General features: G+C 65.4%; 16 protein-coding genes and 2 tRNA genes. 4 read left to right on the top strand and 14 right to left on the bottom strand.

What is annotated here, in order from left to right:
* Positions 1-39: 39 nt before the first annotated feature.
* From BST27_RS12600 to clpX, 7 genes are all read right to left on the bottom strand, one after another.
* Positions 40-771 carry an ABC transporter ATP-binding protein gene (locus BST27_RS12600; RefSeq protein ID WP_069417380.1) on the bottom strand — a complete coding sequence of 244 codons (732 nt, stop codon included), beginning with the start codon at positions 769-771 and terminating at the stop codon, positions 40-42.
* 49 nt (positions 772-820) lie between these two features.
* A complete protein-coding gene (locus BST27_RS12605) occupies positions 821-2,317 on the bottom strand; it encodes a PPE family protein (protein WP_069417379.1) in 1,497 nt (498 codons plus the stop codon).
* 277 nt (positions 2,318-2,594) lie between these two features.
* Positions 2,595-3,170, bottom strand: coding sequence for a transglycosylase family protein (locus BST27_RS12610; protein WP_069417378.1), 576 nt, complete (start codon positions 3,168-3,170; stop codon positions 2,595-2,597).
* Between the two features lie 799 nt (positions 3,171-3,969).
* On the bottom strand, positions 3,970-4,575 hold the full coding sequence (gene mobA, locus BST27_RS12615) for a molybdenum cofactor guanylyltransferase (RefSeq protein WP_069417377.1): 606 nt from the start codon (positions 4,573-4,575) through the stop codon (positions 3,970-3,972).
* A gap of 1 nt (position 4,576) precedes the next feature.
* Entirely contained in the window at positions 4,577-5,677 is a 1,101-nt protein-coding gene (locus tag BST27_RS12620) for a 2-oxoacid:ferredoxin oxidoreductase subunit beta (RefSeq protein ID WP_069417376.1), read from the bottom strand.
* Entirely contained in the window at positions 5,674-7,647 is a 1,974-nt protein-coding gene (locus BST27_RS12625) for a 2-oxoacid:acceptor oxidoreductase subunit alpha (RefSeq protein ID WP_372515511.1), read from the bottom strand. Before BST27_RS12625 ends, BST27_RS12620 begins: the two co-directional genes overlap by 4 nt.
* A gap of 360 nt (positions 7,648-8,007) precedes the next feature.
* On the bottom strand, positions 8,008-9,288 hold the full coding sequence (gene clpX / locus BST27_RS12630) for an ATP-dependent Clp protease ATP-binding subunit ClpX (RefSeq protein ID WP_069417374.1): 1,281 nt from the start codon (positions 9,286-9,288) through the stop codon (positions 8,008-8,010).
* 289 nt (positions 9,289-9,577) lie between these two features.
* On the opposite strand from clpX, the gene mmuM reads away from it, so the two are divergent.
* On the top strand, positions 9,578-10,477 hold the full coding sequence (mmuM, locus tag BST27_RS12635; RefSeq protein WP_069417373.1) for a homocysteine S-methyltransferase: 900 nt from the start codon (positions 9,578-9,580) through the stop codon (positions 10,475-10,477).
* Here mmuM and clpP2 read toward each other — a convergent pair.
* From clpP2 to BST27_RS12655, 4 genes are all read right to left on the bottom strand, one after another.
* Positions 10,474-11,118: an ATP-dependent CLP protease proteolytic subunit ClpP2 gene (gene clpP2 / locus BST27_RS12640; RefSeq protein WP_069417372.1), complete on the bottom strand. Its 645-nt coding sequence runs from the start codon at positions 11,116-11,118 to the stop codon at positions 10,474-10,476. The genes mmuM and clpP2 overlap by 4 nt on opposite strands.
* On the bottom strand, positions 11,115-11,708 hold the full coding sequence (gene clpP1, locus BST27_RS12645; RefSeq protein ID WP_069417371.1) for an ATP-dependent CLP protease proteolytic subunit ClpP1: 594 nt from the start codon (positions 11,706-11,708) through the stop codon (positions 11,115-11,117). The genes clpP2 and clpP1 overlap by 4 nt, the downstream gene beginning before the upstream one ends.
* A 131-nt stretch (positions 11,709-11,839) precedes the next feature.
* On the bottom strand, positions 11,840-13,300 hold the full coding sequence (tig, locus tag BST27_RS12650; RefSeq protein ID WP_069417370.1) for a trigger factor: 1,461 nt from the start codon (positions 13,298-13,300) through the stop codon (positions 11,840-11,842).
* A gap of 37 nt (positions 13,301-13,337) precedes the next feature.
* A tRNA-Pro gene (locus BST27_RS12655) sits at positions 13,338-13,414 on the bottom strand.
* Positions 13,415-13,580: 166 nt separating this feature from the next.
* On the opposite strand from BST27_RS12655, the gene BST27_RS12660 reads away from it, so the two are divergent.
* Together BST27_RS12660 and BST27_RS12665 are read left to right on the top strand one after the other, a co-directional pair.
* Positions 13,581-13,651: transfer RNA gene (locus BST27_RS12660), tRNA-Gly, on the top strand.
* A gap of 58 nt (positions 13,652-13,709) precedes the next feature.
* Positions 13,710-14,906, top strand: coding sequence for a serine hydrolase domain-containing protein (locus tag BST27_RS12665; protein ID WP_069417450.1), 1,197 nt, complete (start codon positions 13,710-13,712; stop codon positions 14,904-14,906).
* Between the two features lie 38 nt (positions 14,907-14,944).
* On the opposite strand, the gene BST27_RS12670 is transcribed toward BST27_RS12665, so the two are convergent.
* The 3 genes from BST27_RS12670 to BST27_RS12680 all read right to left on the bottom strand — a co-directional run bounded on the left by BST27_RS12670 (position 14,945) and on the right by BST27_RS12680 (position 16,918).
* Entirely contained in the window at positions 14,945-15,751 is an 807-nt protein-coding gene (locus tag BST27_RS12670) for an Fpg/Nei family DNA glycosylase (protein WP_069417369.1), read from the bottom strand.
* A gap of 12 nt (positions 15,752-15,763) precedes the next feature.
* The gene (locus BST27_RS12675; RefSeq protein WP_069417449.1) at positions 15,764-16,243 is read right to left on the bottom strand and encodes a ribose-5-phosphate isomerase; all 480 of its coding nucleotides are present in this window, start codon (positions 16,241-16,243) and stop codon (positions 15,764-15,766) included.
* Positions 16,244-16,306: 63 nt separating this feature from the next.
* A complete protein-coding gene (locus tag BST27_RS12680; RefSeq protein WP_069417368.1) occupies positions 16,307-16,918 on the bottom strand; it encodes an Rv2466c family mycothiol-dependent reductase in 612 nt (203 codons plus the stop codon).
* A 99-nt stretch (positions 16,919-17,017) separates the two neighbouring features.
* Here BST27_RS12680 and pepN point away from each other — a divergent pair, with 99 nt between their 5' ends.
* Positions 17,018-19,600, top strand: coding sequence for an aminopeptidase N (pepN, locus tag BST27_RS12685; RefSeq protein ID WP_069417367.1), 2,583 nt, complete (start codon positions 17,018-17,020; stop codon positions 19,598-19,600).
* The last annotated feature ends 69 nt before the right edge of the window (positions 19,601-19,669 follow it).

Here is a 19,669-nt window from a genome sequence, read left to right on the forward strand (position 1 = left end):
GTGAGTTCAGGAATTTGAAGCGGACCGCCGCCGGGGCTATCACCGCGAGTTTTCCAATTTCTCGACGGCATCGACGGCCTCGGCCGCTTCGGCCCGGACGCGGTTGTCGACGATTTTGCCGTCGCGCATGACGATTTCGCGGTCCGCGGCCGCGGCGATTGCCTGATCGTGCGTCACCATCAGCACCGAACAGTCCTTCGTGTCAGCGATCTGACGCAGTAGCGCAAGGATGCTCGCGCCCGAATCTGAGTCCAGATTTCCGGTCGGTTCGTCGGCCAGCACGATGCCGGGGTTCATGATCAGCGAGCGCGCGATGGCCACCCGTTGCATCTGGCCGCCGGAAAGCTCGGATGGCTTGTGGTCGATGCGGTTTCCCAGACCGACCATCTCCAACAGATTGCACGCGTCCTGCCGCGCGACCTTGATCGACGATCCGTCCAGAACCCTTGGCATCGCGACGTTTTCCCAAGCGGTCAACGTCGGAAGCAAGTTGAAGAACTGAAAGATGAACCCCACCTTGCGCCGGCGGTAGCTGGACTGCTCGTCGTCGCTCTTGTCCGACAACTCTTCACCGTCGACCTTGATCGAGCCCGCATCGGGACGGTCTATCCCCCCAATGAGGTGCAACAGGGTGCTTTTCCCGGACCCGGACGCTCCGGTGATCGCCACCAGATTCTCGTTTTCCAGCGTCAGGGTGACGCCGTCTACCGCTTTGACGAGTTCCTGACCACGCTGATACGTCCGGCTCACGTCGGTGATTTCGATCAACATCACAAGCTCCTATGTCTTGCGCCCGCAATGCACTGCGCGACAGCGGTGTTCAACGACGGCCCTCGTCAGCACTGGTGCGATCATCGGCATCCAGCAGCTTCCACGTGGCCGGGGTCATGGGAACACTCAGACCACTCCCGAGGGTGTCTCCCGCTAGCGTGATCAGCCCGATAGCGCCACTCGCCGTGGATTTCGTCGCGGTGCCGGTGAATCCGAGCGGCCCGGCGCCCGCAGTCGATGCGGTGACGTCGACGAGCTCTTCAGCTGGCACGTCGGGTGTGTCGTCGAGGGTCATGTACTCATTGCGGTGGCCGCGTTCCTTCAGACCGTCGCGGCGACGCCGCCGGGCTTTGGATTTGCCCCTGGCGTCGGCCGCCGCGGCCGTTGGGATGCTCGCCGCCGGTGCGCTGACTGTCGCCTTACTGCGGACCTGGGGGCCGAGCACCGGGCCCGGCCCGAGGTCAGGTCCGGCCACCAGGTACGCGAGTCCCGGTGCACCCGCTGCGGGAGCGGAGGCGATGGTGGACGTGGTAACTGGTGCCTGCGGCGCCGGTGAGGGTGTCGCGAGGGCGCCACCTGCCGTCGTACCCGAGGGCGCGATGCTGGCTACCGTCACGACCTGCTGGTCCGCTGGAAGGGCAGGCACCGCGGCGACCAGCTCGGCAGGAGCCATGGCGATCGCACACAAAGCGAGGGACAGAACCAGAGGGATCGCGCCCTGGGGAGCCATCACGGCGGTGTACATGGGCGTCCCCATCAGCGCGAAGGCGAACGCATAGGCGAATACGTAGAACAGCGGCATCCAGGTGACCGCCGCGGTGGCGGGGCTGGCGGCGAAGTCGGTGATCAGCTGCACCACGGTGCCGGCCGGATTGAGCAACAGGCCTTTTAGCGCCGCCCAATTCATGCTGAAGTGCTCCGACCAGGAGAACAAGTCGGCGATGGGATCGTAGAACGACACACCCAAGACGGTGATGGTGTTGGGCCTGGGTTTTGCCGCCGCTGCTGGGCTGGGGGTGACGATCGTCGGCGCCGGACTCACTGGTTGTACAGCGGACAGCGCACCGGTGGACACCGTCTGATAGACACCCATGACCGTGGCGGCCTGGACCCACATTCGGCTGTAGTCGGCCTCGGTGACGGTGATCGGGATCGTGTTGATGCCGAAGAAGTTCGTCGCGACCAACGTGCCGAGGAGGGCACGGTTGGCCGCCAACTCCGCGGGCGTCGGCATGGCGGCCAGCGCCGCCGAGTAAGCGGCGGCCGCCGTCTCGTGTTGCGTGGCGGCCTCGGCGCTACGACCGCTTGCCTCGGTCAGCCACGCCAGGAACGGGGTGTGCGCCGCCGCGTATTGGGCCGAGCTGGGCCCTGCCCACGTCCCGCCCAGCACCTCGCTCAGCAACCCGGACAACTCGGCAGCCGTCACGGCGTATTCGTCACTCAGCGCGGCCCATTGCGCCGCAGCGGCCAACAGCGATCCCGGTCCTGGGCCACTGTTCAGCAGGGTTGAGTGCACCTCCGGAGGTGCCGCCATCCACACGATCATCGCGGGAGATCCCTCCCGCCGTGAGCAGCGCCAATGATGCCCACCACCGAACTGTTACGCGTCATGGCCCGTTTGAGGGGCGATAGGGCCCCCTAGCTCCCTTCTGTTTGGCTAACCTAATTTTGGTTACCCTAACCTAATGTTTTGGGGGCGCGCGGTGGGGGTGGTCTCGCAGACAGGGTTCTGTTCGGCTGGCGACTGCCAGTCGTGGCAAAGAAAAAGTGCCGGACCCGAAGGTCCGGCACTTTCTCGTCAGATAAGCCGTTAGATGCGGGTTCTAGCCACGCCGGCCGCAGACCGGCCAAGCGCCGATGCCCTGCGAGTGCAGCACGTTCTCGGCCACCCGGATCTGCTCCTCACGGCTAGCGGTGTGCGCGGAACCCGAGCCACCGTTGGCGCGCCAGGTGCCAGGAGTGAACTGCAGGCCGCCGTAGTAGCCGTTGCCGGTGTTAATCCCCCAGTTGCCACCAGATTCGCACTGAGCGATCGCGTCCCAGTTGACGCTGTAGACCTTGGGCGCGGGAGGCGCCGCGTCGGGAGCGGGTCCCTGGTTGGGGTCGAACTCCACCGGCTCGGGGGCCGGGTCCACTGCGTCGGGAGCGGGCGGAGGCACGTTCGGGTCAAAACCCACGAATTCCGGAGCGGGAGGCGCGTCCGGCGCGGGTGCGTCCGGCGCCGGAGGCGCGTCCGGCGCGGGTGCGTCCGGAGCTTGCACGTTCGGGTCGAAGCCCACCGTCTCGGAGCCAGGACCCGCATTGGGGTCGGCCGGATCTGCGTTCGCGATACCGGAGGGCACAGTCATGAGCGACCCGGCAATCGCGGCCACGATGAGCGTCTTGCGGACGTCCTTCAAAATTTGTTCCTTTCGCGGTGCGCGCGCGCCAAGGCAAGCCCGCCAATAGCGGGTCGGAGGTACTGCATTGGAATTGCTTGGGACGTGTCGTCAGGTTTCGACACGACAGCGGAGGGCGTAACTTGCCCGGCGCGACTTTCAGCCAGCGCCCGTCGGGCGGCCACCGTTCAAAACCGGGCCATCCCGACTCCGCTCACACGCGGGTCCGTGGATTCACTTATTCGTTTATCGCTGTGGCCCTTTTTGGGCTACCAGGAACCTACGATAACGATTTGGATTCGTCATCCCGAGACACGACATGTCGCACACCTATTACGAGACAATCACGACGCGATCAATGGGCATCAAGCCAGGTCACTGATGCTTTATTACGGAGTGTCAAGTTCAGGTTGAGCCATCATAAACGTGATCCGAATCACGCACTGATTGTGAACTGGCCCACTCGATTTCCGACCTTGCCGCGCGGCAAGTGACCGGTTTGATCCACGGTTGTCATGTGGCCAAAGTCATAAAACGCGGAGAGTGAGATTTCGATCCGGCACTTCGCTTAAATGTTGACGGGTCGAAATTTACAGGAGCCGCAGCATTGTGTTCACAAATTTAACTTTGCTGTCGCCGACATTCGCATTGACTCTGCGCCCAGGGCGACAAAGTGCGAGAACACACCGCCCAAAACGCAGCATCAACACGGGGGTGAGCACCCTTCGCGTTGACTCTGCGCCCAGGGCGACAAAGTGCGAGAAGACACCGCCCATAACGCAGCATCAACGCGGGGTTGAGCACCCCCCGCGTGCGCGCGTTACCGGGCGGCGACGACTCCGGCGCGTAGGTCTGCCTCGGAATTCAGATTGGTCAGCGGACGGGAATCCGACACCACGATCTGCTGCGCGTCCGAAGCGTCGATCAGCGCGCTCATCCTGCGCGCCCCGGCCGCGACCAACTTCTCCACCCGCTCGGCCAGATCGGTCCGATAAACGCCGGCCAGATAGTGCGTACGACCGTCCCAGGGCAATACCACTTCGGCGTTGGTCGCGATGGCCAGGCGAACCAGCTCGTCGATCAATTCGCCTGTGAGATAAGGCATGTCAACCGCACAGACGAACGCGTACCGGGCACCGGCCGCGGCCGCCGCACGTAATCCCCGCCCGGTCGCCGGCAGCGGTCCCAGACCACGCACCTCGTCGCGAACGATGGAAACCTGCAACGCGGGCAACGGTTGGCCCGGGGCGGCGATGACGAAGACGGGCTCGCAGCGTTCCGAGAGCACACCGACCACATGCTCGACGAGCGTGGTGTTGCCCTCCGGGTGCCGCAGGGTGGCCTTGTCGCGGCCCATCCGCCGCGATTCACCGCCGGCGAGGACGACCCCGGCCAAAGACACTGATTCGGTAGCGGTTTCAGCCATGTCAGTCAACGGTCCAGGTGTCGCGTCCGCGCAGCAGTGACTGCAGCGCGGCGGTGTCGGACGGCTTCGTTTTCTTGGCGGCCTGGATCTGTGCGCGAGCCGCGTCGTCGTAGGTGGGCCGACTCACGTCGCGGAAGATGCCCATCACCATGTGGTCGAGGTTCTGGTCCGACAGCCGCGACAATGCAAAGGCGTACGCCGAGTCGTCGGCATGCGCGTCGTGAACCACGATCTCCTCGGCGGCCACATCGGCCGTCTTGGCGATGTCAAGCCCGAAGCCCGACTTCACCACGCAGTACTCGCCGTTGGCGCCGAACACGATCGGTTGGCCGTGGTTCACCTTGATGACCCGCTCTTCGGCGCCCTCTTTGCGCAGCGCATCGAACGACCCATCGTTGAAGATCGGGCAGTCCTGCATGATCTCGACGAGTGCCGCCCCGCGGTGTTGCGCGGCACCACGCAGCACCTCGGACAGTCCCGCACGGTCGGAGTCCAGTGCGCGGCCGACGAACGTCGCCTCGGCACCCAACGCCAACGACACCGGGTTGAAGGGGTGGTCTAGCGAGCCCATCGGCGTCGACTTGGTGATCTTGCCAACCTCCGACGTCGGCGAGTACTGCCCCTTGGTCAGCCCGTAGATCCGGTTGTTGAACAACAGGATGGTGATGTTCACGTTGCGCCGCAGGGCGTGGATCAGGTGGTTGCCACCGATGGACAACGCGTCGCCGTCACCGGTGACCACCCACACCGAGAGGTCCTCGCGGGCGAGGGCCAGACCGGTCGCGATCGCCGGGGCCCGACCGTGGATGGAGTGGAAACCGTAGGTCTCGAGGTAGTAGGGGAACCGGCTGGAGCAGCCGATGCCGCTGATGAACACGATGTTCTCGCGCCGCAAACCGAGTTCGGGCAGAAAGTTGCGGATGGTGTTGAGGATGACGTAGTCACCGCAGCCCGGGCACCAACGCACCTCCTGGTCGCTGGTGAAGTCCTTGCCCTTCTGGGGCGGGTCTTCGGGAGAAAGCGCGGGGACCCCATCGTTCTTGGTCAGCCTCGGTGTGAGTCCCAGGTCGGCCCCAACCAGTTCACTGGTCGCGTTAGTCATTCGTGTGCTCCTGCCCCAACCGTGGCCGCGCCAAGTTTGGCGACCAGCGTTCTGTCCTGCTCGATCTCGGCCAGCGTCCCGCCGAGCGCGGCCCGGATGACGCGGCCGATCTCGTCGGCCAGGAACGAGAGCCCCTGAACCTTGGTGACCGATTGCACGTCGACCAGGTATTTGCCGCGCAGCAACAACGCAAGTTGACCCAGGTTCATCTCCGGGCACACGACTTGCGGGTAACGCCGCAGCACGTCGCCGAGGTTCTTCGGGAAGGGGCTCAGGTGCCGCAGATGGGCGTGCGCGACCTTGATGCCCTTCTGGCGGGCCCGCCGGCATGCCTCGCCGATGGGACCGTAGGAACTTCCCCACCCAATGAGCAGCAGTTCGGCGTCTCCGGTCGGGTCGTCGACCTCAACATCCGGCACGGTGATGCCGTCGATCTTGGCTTGGCGAATCCGGACCATGAGGTCGTGATTGACCGGCTCGTACGAGATGGCGCCCGAACCGTTGGCGGCCTCAAGTCCGCCGATCCGGTGCTCGAGGCCCGGCGTTCCCGGAATCGCGAACTGGCGGGCCAGCGTTTCCGGGTCGCGGTTGTAGGGCTGGAACGGCTCGTCCGGCTTGGCGAAGGTGTGCTGGATGGGCTCCAAAGTGGTGACATCCGGGATGCGCCACGGCTCCGAGCCGTTCGCGATCGCGCCGTCGGACAGCACGATCACCGGCGTGTGGTAGCCGACCGCGATACGCACCGCCTCGATGGCGATGTTGAAGCAGTCGGACGGCGACCGCGGCGCCAGCACCGCCACCGGCGACTCGCCGTTTCGCCCGTACAGCGCCTGCAGCAGATCGGCCTGCTCGGTCTTGGTGGGGAGCCCGGTGGACGGCCCACCGCGCTGCACGTCGATGACGATCAGCGGCAGCTCGGTCATCACCGCGAGCCCCATCGCCTCGGACTTCAGCGAGACGCCGGGACCAGAGGTGCTGGTGACGCCCAGCGCACCGCCGTAGGAGGCACCGATGGCCGCGCAGATGCCGCCGATCTCGTCTTCGGCCTGGAAGGTGGTGACGTTGAAGTTCTTGTGCTTCGACAACTCGTGCAGGATGTCCGACGCCGGGGTGATCGGGTAGCTGCCCAGCACGACCGGCAGATTGGCCAGCTGCCCGGCCGCGACGATGCCGTAGGCCAGCGCGGTGTTGCCCGAAATCTGCCGGTACTCACCGCTCGGCAACTTCGCCCGCGAGACTTCGTAGGTGGTACCGAACGCCTCGGTGGTTTCGCCGTAGTTCCAGCCCGCCTTGAGCGCCAGCACATTGGCCTCGGCGACATCTGGTTTACGCGCGAACTTCTCCCTGATGAACTTCTCGCTCGCCTCGATCGGGCGTCCATACATCCAGGAGAGCAAGCCCAGCGCGAACATGTTCTTGGCCCGCTGACCGTCCTTCTTGGACGCGCCGATCGACTCCACCGCGCCCAACGTCAGCGACGTCATGGCGACGGAGTGGACGACGTATTCCTCGAGCTCGTCGGTCTCCAAGGGATTGGTTACGTAGCCGACTTTGGTGAGATTACGTTTGGTGAACTCGTCGGCATTGGCGATCACCATGCCGCCGCGCGGCAGGTCGCCGATATTGGCCTTCAGTGCCGCCGGGTTCATCGCGACCAACACGTCCGGCCGGTCACCCGCGGTCAGGATGTCGTAGTCCGCGATTTGAATCTGGAAGGACGAAACACCAGGCAAGGTCCCTGCGGGTGCCCGGATCTCGGCGGGATAGTTCGGCTGGGTCGCCAGATCATTGCCGAAGAGGGCCGCCTCCGACGTGAATCGGTCGCCCGTCAGCTGCATGCCGTCGCCGGAGTCTCCTGCGAATCGGATGACGACGTTTTCCAGGCGCTGCCGGGGCACGCGAGCGCGGGAATTTCCGTTTGTAGACTCCGCTTGAGCCTCTCGCCCGGCCCCGTTGCCGTTCGACTCCACGTCTTCGCCTTCCATCAGTTTCCGGATAGGCACTCCGTCGCAGCCTTAGGTTACGCGCGTTCGGGGTGGCTAACCTTCGTACTCAACATTTCTGTCACCACTGGTACCAATTATGGCATTACTTTAAGGAAGTGCTTGCACCGACCGGCCGCGTGAACAAGCCTCGGCACACCCTAAAAGCCGACGTCAAACGACTGCGAGCAGTTATTTGCAGACCAAACTGTGGTTTTGGTCACTTCGGCGCGCAATGGTTAATCAGATCTCAATGAGGCGCCGCCCAATCAAACTAGAACACGTTCTAGTTTGAGCCGCGGAGTACCCTCTGCGGCCGGATCGGAACGGCTCGAGTCTAGGGCGGCGCTAGGCCGTTTTGTCGCGGCGCTCGGCGCGGGAGGGCTTCCGCGGCACGATCGTCGGCAACACGTTGTCTTGCACGGTCTCCTTGGTGACAACCACCTTGGCGACGTCGTCGCGGCTCGGGATGTCGTACATCACCGGTAGCAGGACTTCTTCCATGATCGCGCGCAGACCGCGGGCTCCGGTGCCGCGGTGGATCGCTTGGTCGGCGATCGCTTCCAGTGCGTCGTCGGTGAACTCCAGCTCGACGTTGTCCATCTCGAAGAGCCGCACGTATTGCTTGACCAACGCGTTCTTGGGCTCGGAGAGGATCTTGACCAACGACTCCTTGTCCAGGTTCGTCACCGAGGCCACGACCGGCAGGCGGCCGATGAACTCGGGGATCAAACCGAACTTGATCAGATCTTCGGGCATGACGTCGGCGAAGTGGTCCGTGGTGTCGATCTCGGCCTTCGACCGCACCTCGGCGCCGAAGCCCAGGCCGCGCTTACCGACCCGCTCGTAGATGATCTTCTCCAACCCGGCAAAGGCGCCCGCGACGATGAAGAGCACGTTCGTCGTGTCGATCTGGATGAATTCCTGGTGCGGGTGCTTGCGACCACCCTGCGGGGGAACCGACGCCTGGGTGCCTTCGAGGATCTTCAGCAGGGCCTGCTGGACACCCTCGCCGGAGACGTCGCGAGTGATCGACGGGTTCTCGCTCTTGCGGGCGATCTTGTCCACCTCGTCGATGTAGATGATGCCCGTCTCGGCACGCTTGACGTCGTAGTCGGCGGCTTGGATGAGTTTGAGCAGAATGTTCTCGACGTCTTCACCGACGTAACCGGCCTCGGTCAACGCGGTGGCGTCGGCGATGGCGAACGGGACGTTGAGCATCTTGGCCAGCGTCTGCGCGAGGTAGGTCTTGCCGCAGCCGGTCGGACCCAGCATCAAGATGTTGGACTTGGTCAGCTCGACGGGCTCGTGGCGGGAGTCGCGGCCCTTCTCGCCGGCCTGGATCCGCTTGTAGTGGTTGTAGACGGCGACGGCCAGGGTCCGCTTGGCGGTGTCCTGTCCGATCACGTAGCCCTCGAGGAATTCGCGAATCTCGGCGGGCTTGGGCAGCTCGTCAAGTTTTACGTCGTCGGCGTCGGCGAGTTCTTCTTCGATGATCTCGTTGCACAGGTCGATGCACTCATCGCAGATGTACACACCGGGACCCGCGATCAGCTTCTTGACCTGTTTTTGGCTCTTCCCGCAGAACGAGCACTTCAGCAGGTCACCGCCGTCTCCAATGCGCGCCATGTTGCCTCAGGCCCTACTTCCTGTTCGCCGTTCGTACTGGTATGCCGCGTGTAATCCCCGACGCTACCCGTTTGCATCGGCCGTACGCGACCGTTAGCACCGAATAGCGTCAGTGATATTCAAGCCCTCTTCGTCTGAATGAACATATAGCCCGTTGACGTTCACTACTCGACGAGACGCGCTTGCGTGTCTCTGGCGTGTCGCGGTCGTTACGCCCCCGAAGCTCACGGGCCTGCCGTGCTGGCCAGTCCCTAGCCGCCCACCCTACAGCCAGCTTTAGAGTGGCGCCGTGGAATTAGCCGTCGAATCGGTGCTGACCAGCGACGGCGGCCTGGCCACCGAGCTCGAGGCCTGCGGCCACGATCTGTCGGACCCGTTGTGGTCGGCGCGGTTACTGCTGGACGCTCCGCAGGCAATCCGCGCGGTGCACGCGGCGTTTTTTCGCGCCGGCGCGCAGATCGCCACGACGGCCAGTTACCAGGCGTCGTTCGACGGCTTCGCGTCGCGCGGACTCGACCGCGACGAAGTGGTCCGGCTGCTGCGGCGCAGTGTCGAACTCGCGGTCGCGGCGCGACACGACGCGGCCAGTGAAGCCAATGAACCCAGTGAAGCCGCAGACCGCCGGTGGGTGGCGGCGTCGGTCGGGCCGTACGGCGCCGCGCTGGCGGACGGATCCGAATACCGCGGCCGCTACGGGCTGAGCGTCGATGCGTTGCGGCAATGGCACCTGCCACGACTCGAGGTGCTGGCCGCCGCCGGTGCGGATGTGTTGGCGTTGGAGACCATCCCGGACACCGATGAAGCCGAAGCTCTGGTCGACCTGGTGAGCCGGCTCGGCGTGCCGGCCTGGTTGAGTTACACGATCGACGGGGGGTACACCCGCGCGGGGCAGTCGCTCGCCGACGCGTTCGCGGTGGCCGTCGGAGTGCCGGAGATCGTCGCGGTCGGGGTCAACTGCTGCGCGCCAGCCGACGTAATGCCGGCCATCGAGGTGGCGTCGTCCACCGGCAAGCCGGTGATCGTCTATCCGAACAGCGGTGAACTGTGGAACGGCCGCACCTGGACCGGCCTCCGCACGTTTTCCGCCGACCTCGCCGTGCAGTGGGCGGCCGCGGGCGCGCGCATCATCGGCGGCTGTTGCCGGGTCCGGCCCGACGACATCGCTGCCGTGCGGCGCGCGCTTCGTTAGGCCTTCTGCGCCGACAGCTTCCGGTACTCGAGAACGGTGTCGATGATGCCGTAGTCCTTGGCGTCCTCGGCCGTCAGGATCTTGTCGCGGTCGGTGTCCTTGCGAATCTGCGCGGCGTCCTTACCGGTGTGCCGGGCCAGGGTCGTTTCCATCAGCGTGCGCATCCGCTCGATCTCGGCGGCCTGGATCTCCAGGTCGGAGAACTGGCCCTGGATCACGCCCGACAACGACGGCTGGTGGATCAACACGCGCGCGTTGGGCAGCGCCATCCGCTTGCCCGGGGTGCCGGCGGCGAGCAGCACGGCGGCGGCCGAAGCCGCCTGGCCCAGGCACACCGTCTGAATGTCGGCGCGCACGTACTGCATGGTGTCGTAGATGGCCATCAGCGACGTGAAGCCACCACCCGGCGAGTTGATGTACATGGTGATGTCGCGGTCGGGATCCAGCGACTCGAGCACCAGCAGCTGCGCCATGATGTCGTTGGCCGACGCGTCGTCAACCTGCACGCCGAGGAAGATGATCCGTTCCTCAAACAGTTTGTTGTACGGGTTGGACTCCTTGACACCGAAGCTGGAGTGCTCGATGAACGACGGAAGGATGTAGCGCGCCTGGGGCTGGATCCGGGGGTCCTGAGGGTTCACTGGGCTTCTCCATTGCTGCTGATGTGGGCGGCGCGGGTGATGATGTGGTCCACGAAGCCGTACTCCAAGGCTTCCTGTGCGGTGAACCACCGGTCGCGGTCCGAGTCGGCCTCGATGCGCTCGATCGGCTGGCCGGTGAACTCGGCGTTGAGCCGGAACATCTCTTTCTTGATGACGGCGAACTGCTCGGCCTGGATCGCGATGTCGGCCGCGCTACCGGTCACGCCACCCAGTGGCTGGTGCATCAGGATCCGGGCGTGCGGTAGCGCGAAACGCTTGCCCTTGGTGCCGGCCGCCAACAAGAACTCGCCCATCGAGGCGGCCATGCCCATCGCGTAGGTGGCGACGTCGCACGGCGCGAGCACCATGGTGTCGTAGATCGCCATGCCTGCGCTGATCGAGCCGCCGGGCGAGTTGATGTACAGCGAGATGTCCTTGTCCGCGTCCTCCGCCGCAAGCAGCAGAATCTGCGCACACAGCCGGTTGGCTACTTCGTCGTTCACCTCCGAACCCAGGAAGATGATGCGCTCGGACAGCAAGCGCTCATAGACGGAGTCCGTGAGGTTGAGACCCAACGAGTTCGAACGCATGTGAGTCACGACTGGGTTACCTGCTTTCTCGTGTTGCCTGTTGCACCGACCCTAACCAACCGCGCGCGCTGTTGGACGGTCACGCGGCCCATGAAATGGCCGCGTTCGCTCACAGCGTCAAATCGCGCCCGTCAGTCAGCGTCTTTGGCGTTGTCTTCGGTGTCTTCGGAGTCGTCGGTGTCGCCGTCGTCATCCACGTCGTCTTCTGCTGAGTCTGCTGAGTCTGCTGCGTCTGCGTCATCGCCCAGCAGGTCCGTCACATCGTTTCCGGGCGGGGTGCCGAAGAACTCGGTGGTGTCGATCTCGTTGCCGTCGGTGTCGGTGACGGTCGCCGCCGCGGCGACGGCTTTGACGGCCAGCTCGCGGCGCACGTCGGCGAACATCGAAGGCAGCTGGTTGTTCTCCTGCAGGTAGGCGAACAGCTGCTGCGGCTCGATGCCGTACTGCTGCGACGTCGTCAGCAACCGCTGCGTCAGGTCGTCCTGGCTGACCTGAACCTTCAGTTCATCGGCGAGCGCATCGAGCAACAGCTGCCGCTTGACGTCCTTCTCGGAGGCGCTGCGCGCCTCCTCCTCGAACTTCTCACGCGACGAACCCTGCTCGGCGAGCAGTTCGTTGAACTTGGCCTCATCGTGTTCGAGGCCGCTCAGCGCGCTGTGTAGCACGCCGTCGTACTGGGCCTGCACGTACGACTCCGGCAACGGAACGTCGACCTGCTCGACCAACACGTCCAAGGTGGCGTTGCGGATCTCCTCCACCTGACGCGCGCGCTTGGCCTGCAGCACCTTTTCGCGCAGGTCGGCCTTCAGCTCGTCGATGGTGTCGAACTCACTGGCCAGCTGGGCGAACTCGTCATCGGGCTCCGGCAGTTCGCGCTCCTTGACGGTTCGGACGGTGACCGTGACATCCGCATCCCGGCCGGCGAACTCGCCGGCGGCCAGCTTGGCGGTGAAGACGCGCGACTCGTCGATCGACAGCCCGGTGACCGCGTCGTCCAGGCCGGCGATCAGTCGGCCGGATCCAACCTCGTGGGACAGCCCCTCGGCGGCCGCGTTCGGCACGTCCTCGCCGTCGACGGTGGCGGACAGGTCAATGGTGATCAGATCACCGTCTTGCACCGGCCGTTCCACCGGAGTCAGCGTGCCGAAGCGAACGCGCAGTGCCTCCAGTTCGGCGTCGACGTCCTCGTCGGTGACCTCGACCGGATCCACGGTGACCTTCAACGTGCTCAGGTCCGGAAGGGTGATCTTCGGGCGAATGTCGACCTCGGCGGTGAACGCGATGTCCTTGCCGTATTCCTTCTTGGTCACCTCGATCTCCGGGCGACCGAGTGGCTGGATCGACGACTCGGCCAGGGCCTGGCCGTACCGGCTGGGCACCGCGTCGTTGACGATCTGGTCCAGCAGCTGCTCGCGACCGAACCGCGCCTCCAGCAACTTGACCGGTGCCTTTCCCGGCCGGAAGCCGGGCAACCGCACCTGCTTCGCCAGCTCCTTGTAGGCCCGCTGGAAGTCTGGTTCCAGCTCGGCGAAAGGCACCTCCACATTGATGCGAACCCGGGTGGGGCTCAACTGCTCGACGGTGCTCTTCACGGGTTGCTCCTTGTAATTAGTTCCGGCCGATTCCTGCTGGTCGGGGTGACAGGATTTGAACCTGCGGCCTTCCGCTCCCAAAGCGGATGCGCTACCAAGCTGCGCTACACCCCGGCGCTGACCACGCGATCCTACGGCCCAGCCGCGCTAAGTCCGCACCGACCTCACGGAGATTTCTCTCAGACCTCTCGACCCTCACAGACCTCACGACACGGTCACGTAACCGCGTCGATTAGATTTGATCTCCGCCACCACGTATCGTCTGGCTCGACTTAAACACGCGGGCGTAGCTCAATGGTAGAGCCCTAGTCTTCCAAACTAGCGACGCGGGTTCGATTCCCGTCGCCCGCTCCGGTCTGGTGCTTGAGCACCGAATATTGGTACACAGAAAGGCGCCATGAGCGACCCCATGAGCGACCTTAGCCACCCTGAGGTGCAGGGCACCTGTGCGCCGGAATTCATCAAGGTCCGCGAAGCCTTCGAGCGCAACTTTGCGCTACGCCACGAGGTCGGCGCCGCGGTCGCGGTGTACGTCGACGGCGAACTCGTCGTCAACCTATGGGGCGGCTCGGCCGACGGCGCCGGAACGCGGCCGTGGCAACAAGACACCCTGACCACCGTGCTGTCGGGCACCAAGGGGCTGACATCCACCTGTGTGCACCAACTCGCCGACCGCGGCGAGCTGGACCTGGAGGCGCCGGTGGCTCGCTACTGGCCCGAATTCGGCCAGGCGGGCAAGGAAGCCATCACCGTGGCGATGGTGCTCAGTCACCGTTCCGGTGTCATCGGCCCGAACAAGCGGCTGCACTGGGAAGAAGTGGCGGACTGGGACTTCGTCTGTGAGCAGCTGGCGATGGCCGAGCCGTGGTGGGAACCGGGCACGGCGCAGGGCTACCACATGACGACCTTCGGGTTCATCCTCGGCGAGGTGTTCCGGCGGATCACCGGGCGCACGGTGGGGCAATATCTGCGCACCGAGATTGCCGAACCGCTGGGCGCCGACGTCCACATCGGCCTGTCCCGGCAGGAACAGCGGCGCTGCGCGGAGCGAGTGAACAAGCCGCATGCCCGGGATCTGCTGGCCGATGTACACGCCCCGGGTTATCCGACCAGCCTGGTGGAACACCCCAAGGCGGGGTTGTCGATCGCGATGGGTTTCGCCCCCGACGACGAGCTCGGCTCGCACGACTTGGAGTTGTGGCGCGAGCTCGAGTTCCCCGGCACCAACGGCCAAGTGTCCGCGCTGGGATTGGCGACGTTCTACAACGCGCTCGCCCAGGAAAGGCTGCTCAGCCGCGAGCACATGGACCGGGTTCGGGTGTGCCAGGGCGGCTACGAAACCGACCTGGTGCTCGGGCCCCGGGTCGCCGACCACGGGTGGGGCCTGGGCTACATGCTCAACCAGCGCGGGATCAACGGGCCGAATACGCGGATCTTCGGCCACGGCGGCCTGGGTGGTTCCTTCGGCTTCGTCGACCTGGAACACCGCATCGGCTACGGGTATGTGATGAACCGATTCGACGCCAGCAAGGCCAACGCGGACCCGCGCAGCGTCGCGCTGAGCAACGAGGTCTACCGCGCCCTCGGAGTGCTACCCGAATCCTGAGTCTCGGCGGTGCAAGCCGCGCTCAGCGTCCCTGCCGGTCAGGTTTGACAGACCGGGCACCAGAAGACATTGCGGCCCTCCAGCACGGCGGTATGGATCGTTTCGCCGCACACCCGACAGGGCTCGCCGGCGCGGCGGTACACGTAGGTGCGCGGCCGTCCCGGCGCGTAAGACGGCGGTCCGTGGTCGTGTTCGGGCCGGACCACGATGATCTTGCCGCGACGCAAACCGACCTTCATCAACGCGACCAGATCGGTCCACGCCGCGTCGAACTCCGCCTCGCCGATCTTCAGACCCGGCCGGTAGGGATCGATGTTGTGCCGGTAGAGCAACTCGCTGCGATACACGTTGCCCACCCCGGCCATCACCGTCTGGTCCATGAGCAGCGCGCCAATGGGCCGGCGGGACTTGGCAATCCGGCTCCACGCCCAGGCTGGGTCGGCGTCGCTGCGCAATGGGTCGGGTCCCAGCCGGGCCAACACGTCGGCCACTTGCCCCTCGTCGATCAGTTCGCACACCGTCGGGCCGCGGAGGTCGGTGCCGTATTCGGCCCCGACCATGCGCATGCGGACCTGGCCCACCGCCTCCGGTAGCGGTTCGCCGGGCGTAAGCGCCCACTCGGTGAAGGCGCCGTAGAGCCCGAGATGCACGTGCACCACCTTGCCGCCCTCGTAGTGGTGAAACAGGTGCTTGCCCCAGACGCTGGTGCGCCGCAGCACCCGCCCGTTGACCACGGCGGCGGCATCGGCGAACCTGCCCTGCGGGCTGGACACGGCGACGGGCGCACGAGCGAAGCGGCGGTGATGCAGCCGGGCCAGCCGGTGCAGCGTGTGCCCTTCGGGCACGTCTAGACGCCCCTACTTCGAAGCGCCGGGCACCGGCGGCGCTTCGTGGGTGCGTTCGTATTCGGCGAGGATGTCGATGCGACGTTGGTGGCGTTCGGCTTCCGACCACGGGGTGGACAGGAATGCGTCGACGATCGCGAGGGCCTCGGGCACCGTGTGCATGCGGCCGCCGATGCCGATCAGCTGAGCGTTGTTGTGCTGACGCGCCAATGATGCGGTCTCGACGCTCCATGCCAGCGCGCAGCGCGCTCCGGGCACCTTGTTGGCGGCGATCTGCTCTCCGTTGCCCGACCCGCCCAGCACGATGCCGAGGCTGCCCGGATCGGCGACCGTGCGCGATGCCGCCTCGATGCAGAACGCCGGGTAGTCGTCGTCGGCGTCGTAGCTGAACGCGCCGCAGTCGATCGGTTCGTGGCCGTGTTGCTTCAGATGCTCGATGATCTGCTGTTTGAGTTCATATCCGGCGTGGTCAGCACCCAGGTAGACGCGCATGCCGGACATTCTGCACGACGCCGCCAAGCCGGAGCGCTCGGACGCCCGACGCCGCCGGCCCGGTCAGTCGAACGTGGGCGCCTCGGTGCGGGTCCGCTTCAGCTCGAAGAAGTGTGGGTACGACGCGAAGGTCACCGACGCGTCCCAGAGCTTCCCGGCCTCCTCACCGCGCGGGATCTTGGACAGCACCGGCCCGAAGAACGCGACGCCGTTGACGTGGATGGTCGGGGTGCCGACATCGGGGCCGACGGCGTCCATCCCTTCATGGTGGCTCTTGCGCAGGGCCTCGTCGTATTCGGTACTCGTCGCGGCCTCGGCCAGTTCGGCGGGCAGGCCGGCGTCGGCCAGCGCCAGCTTGATCACCTCGTCGAGGTCCTTGTTGCCCTCATTGTGAATCCGGGTGCCCATCGCGGTGTACAGCGGCTCGAGCACCTTGGAACCGTGAGCCTGCTCGGCGGCGATGGCCACCCGTACCGGCCCCCACGCCCTCTTCATGTTTTCGCGATATTGCTCGGGCAGGTCTTCCCGGTTCTCGTTCAGTACCGCCAGGCTCATGACGTGCCAGCTGACCTCGATGTCACGGACCTTTTCCACCTCGAGAATCCAGCGTGAGGTGATCCAGCACCACGGACACAACGGGTCGAACCAGAAACCGGCTTCAGACTTCTCGGGCATTTGGGGGTCCTCTCCTGGCGGTCGATGAGCCATTGGGCACAACCGTACTGGGCGCGCTCCTGTTCCCGCCCCGTCGGCACAGCCACGTAAGTTGGACGCGTGGCACTTCCAAATCTCACCCGCGACCAGGCTGTCGAACGCGCCGCGCTGGTTACCGTCGACAGCTACCAAATCGATCTCGATGTGACCGACGGCAACGGCGCACCCGGCGAACGCACGTTCCGGTCCACCACGACCGTGGTGTTCGACGCGCTGCCCGGCGCCGACACCGTCCTCGACATCGCCGCCGACAAGATCCACAGCGCCACCCTCAACGGCAAGGAACTCGACGTCTCCGACTACGACGAGTCGACCGGGATCCCACTGCGTGGCCTGGCGAAGCGCAACACTGTCGTCGTCGATGCGGACTGCCGCTACTCCAACACGGGCGAGGGCCTGCACCGCTTTGTCGATCCCGTCGACGGCGAGACCTACCTGTACTCGCAGTTCGAAACCGCCGACGCCAAGCGCATGTTCGCCTGCTTCGACCAACCCGACCTCAAGGCGACCTTCGACGTGCGGGTCAAAGCGCCCGCGCATTGGCAGGTGGTGTCCAACGGCGCCACCGTGAGCGTCACCGATGGCGTCCACGTCTTCGCCACCACGCCGCGGATGAGCACCTACCTGGTGGCGCTGATCGCCGGGCCCTACGCGCGCTGGACCGACACCTACAGCGACGAACACGGGGACATCCCGCTGGGCATCTTCTGCCGCGCCTCGCTGGCCGAGTACATGGACGCCGAGCGGCTGTTCACCGAGACCAAGCAAGGATTTACCTTCTACCACAACAACTTTGGCATTCCCTATGCGTTCGGCAAGTATGACCAGCTGTTCGTGCCCGAATTCAACGCCGGCGCAATGGAAAACGCAGGCGCGGTGACGTTCCTCGAGGATTACGTCTTCCGCAGCAAGGTCACTCGGGCTTCCTACGAGCGACGCGCCGAGACGGTGCTGCACGAGATGGCCCACATGTGGTTCGGCGACCTGGTGACCATGACGTGGTGGGACGACCTGTGGCTCAATGAGTCCTTCGCCACCTTCGCCTCGGTGCTGTGCCAGGCCGAGGCCACCGAATACACCGAAGCCTGGACCACCTTCGCGACCGTCGAGAAATCGTGGGCGTACCGGCAGGACCAGTTGCCGTCCACGCACCCGATCGCCGCGGACATCCCCGACCTGCATGCGGTCGAGGTGAACTTCGACGGGATCACCTATGCCAAGGGCGCTTCCGTGCTCAAGCAGCTGGTCGCCTACGTCGGCCTGGAGCAGTTCCTGACCGGCCTGCGCGACTACTTCAAGACGCACGCCTTCGGCAACGCCACCTTCAGCGATCTCGTCACCGCATTGGAGAAGTCCTCGGGGCGCGACCTGTCCGACTGGGGAAAGCAGTGGCTGCGGACCACCGGCTTGAACACGCTGCGGGCCGACTTCGACGTCGACGCCGACGGCAAGTTCACCCGGTTCGCGGTGACTCAGACTGGCGCGGCGCCCGGCGCGGGTGAGACCCGCGTGCACCGCCTGGCCATCGGGATCTACGACGACGAGGACGCTAACGGATCCGGAAAGTTGGTGCGGGTTCACCGCGAGGAGATCGACATCGAGGGTCCGTCCACGGATGTCCCTGCGCTGGTTGGGCTTTCGCGCGGCAAACTGGTCCTGATCAATGACGACGACCTGACGTATTGCGCGCTGCGGTTGGACCCGGAGTCGCTGCAGACGGCACTCGAGCGCATCGCCGACATTGCCGAACCGCTGCCCCGCTCGCTGGTGTGGTCGGCCGCCTGGGAGATGACGCGGGAGGCGGAGCTGCGCGCCCGCGACTTCGTGGCGTTGGTGTTGGGCGGGGTCCATGCCGAAACCGAGGTCACGGTGTTGCAGAGGCTGTTGCTGCAGGCGCAGACGGCCGTGGGTTCCTACGCCGAGCCTGGTTGGGCGCGTGAGCACGGCTGGCCACAACTGGCCGACCGGCTGCTCGAATTGGCCCGTGACGCCGAACCCGGATCGGATCACCAACTCGCCTTCGTCAACGCGCTGTGCACGTCGGTGTTGGCACCGCGGCACGTGGAGGTGCTGCAAGGCCTGCTGGACGGAAGCCCAGCCGAGCAAGGGCTGTCCGGCTTGGATGTCGACACCGACCTGCGCTGGCGCATCGTGACCGCGCTGGCCACCGCGGGGGTCATCGACGCGGACGGTCCGGATACGCCGACCATCGACGCCGAAGTGCAACGCGACCCGACCGCTGCCGGCAAGCGGCATGGCGCCCAGGCTGCGGCGGCCCGCCCGCAACTGCAGGTCAAGGAGGAGGCGTTCACCAAGGTGGTCGAGGACGACACCCTGGCCAACGCCACGAGCCGGGCGATCATTGCGGGTATCGCCGCACCGGGGCAAGGGGAACTGCTCAAGCCGTTCACCGCGCGCTATTTCGAGGCGATACCGGGAGTGTGGGCACGGCGATCCAGTGAGGTCGCGCAGTCGGTGGTGATCGGCCTCTACCCGCACTGGGACATCAGCGACGAGGGCGTCGCCGCCGCGGACAAGTTCCTGCAGTCCGAGGTGCCGCCGGCACTGCGCCGGCTGGTCCTGGAAGGCCAGGCCGCCGTCAAGCGATCGCTACGCGCCCGACGGTTCGACGCCGGCGTCTAGCTGCGCGGCAACTTCCCGCGAGCGCGCGCAAATGTACGTCGTACACGGCGTGTCGCCGTACAAACGCGC

The sequence above is a fragment of the Mycobacterium intermedium genome (assembly GCF_002086275.1).
Taxonomy (GTDB): Bacteria; Actinomycetota; Actinomycetes; order Mycobacteriales; family Mycobacteriaceae; genus Mycobacterium; species Mycobacterium intermedium.

Bases quoted from the DNA above. Each gene is read 5' to 3' on its own strand.
- mobA (WP_069417377.1), bottom strand. From the start codon at position 4,575: ATGGCTGAAACCGCTACCGAATCAGTGTCTTTGGCCGGGGTCGTCCTC.
- BST27_RS12605 (WP_069417379.1), bottom strand. From the start codon at position 2,317: ATGATCGTGTGGATGGCGGCACCTCCGGAGGTGCACTCAACCCTGCTG.
- BST27_RS12665 (WP_069417450.1), top strand. From the start codon at position 13,710: ATGAGCGACCTTAGCCACCCTGAGGTGCAGGGCACCTGTGCGCCGGAA.
- BST27_RS12620 (WP_069417376.1), bottom strand. From the start codon at position 5,677: ATGACTAACGCGACCAGTGAACTGGTTGGGGCCGACCTGGGACTCACA.
- clpX (WP_069417374.1), bottom strand. From the start codon at position 9,288: ATGGCGCGCATTGGAGACGGCGGTGACCTGCTGAAGTGCTCGTTCTGC.
- BST27_RS12600 (WP_069417380.1), bottom strand. From the start codon at position 771: ATGTTGATCGAAATCACCGACGTGAGCCGGACGTATCAGCGTGGTCAG.
- BST27_RS12680 (WP_069417368.1), bottom strand. From the start codon at position 16,918: ATGCCCGAGAAGTCTGAAGCCGGTTTCTGGTTCGACCCGTTGTGTCCG.
- BST27_RS12675 (WP_069417449.1), bottom strand. From the start codon at position 16,243: ATGCGCGTCTACCTGGGTGCTGACCACGCCGGATATGAACTCAAACAG.
- clpP1 (WP_069417371.1), bottom strand. From the start codon at position 11,708: ATGCGTTCGAACTCGTTGGGTCTCAACCTCACGGACTCCGTCTATGAG.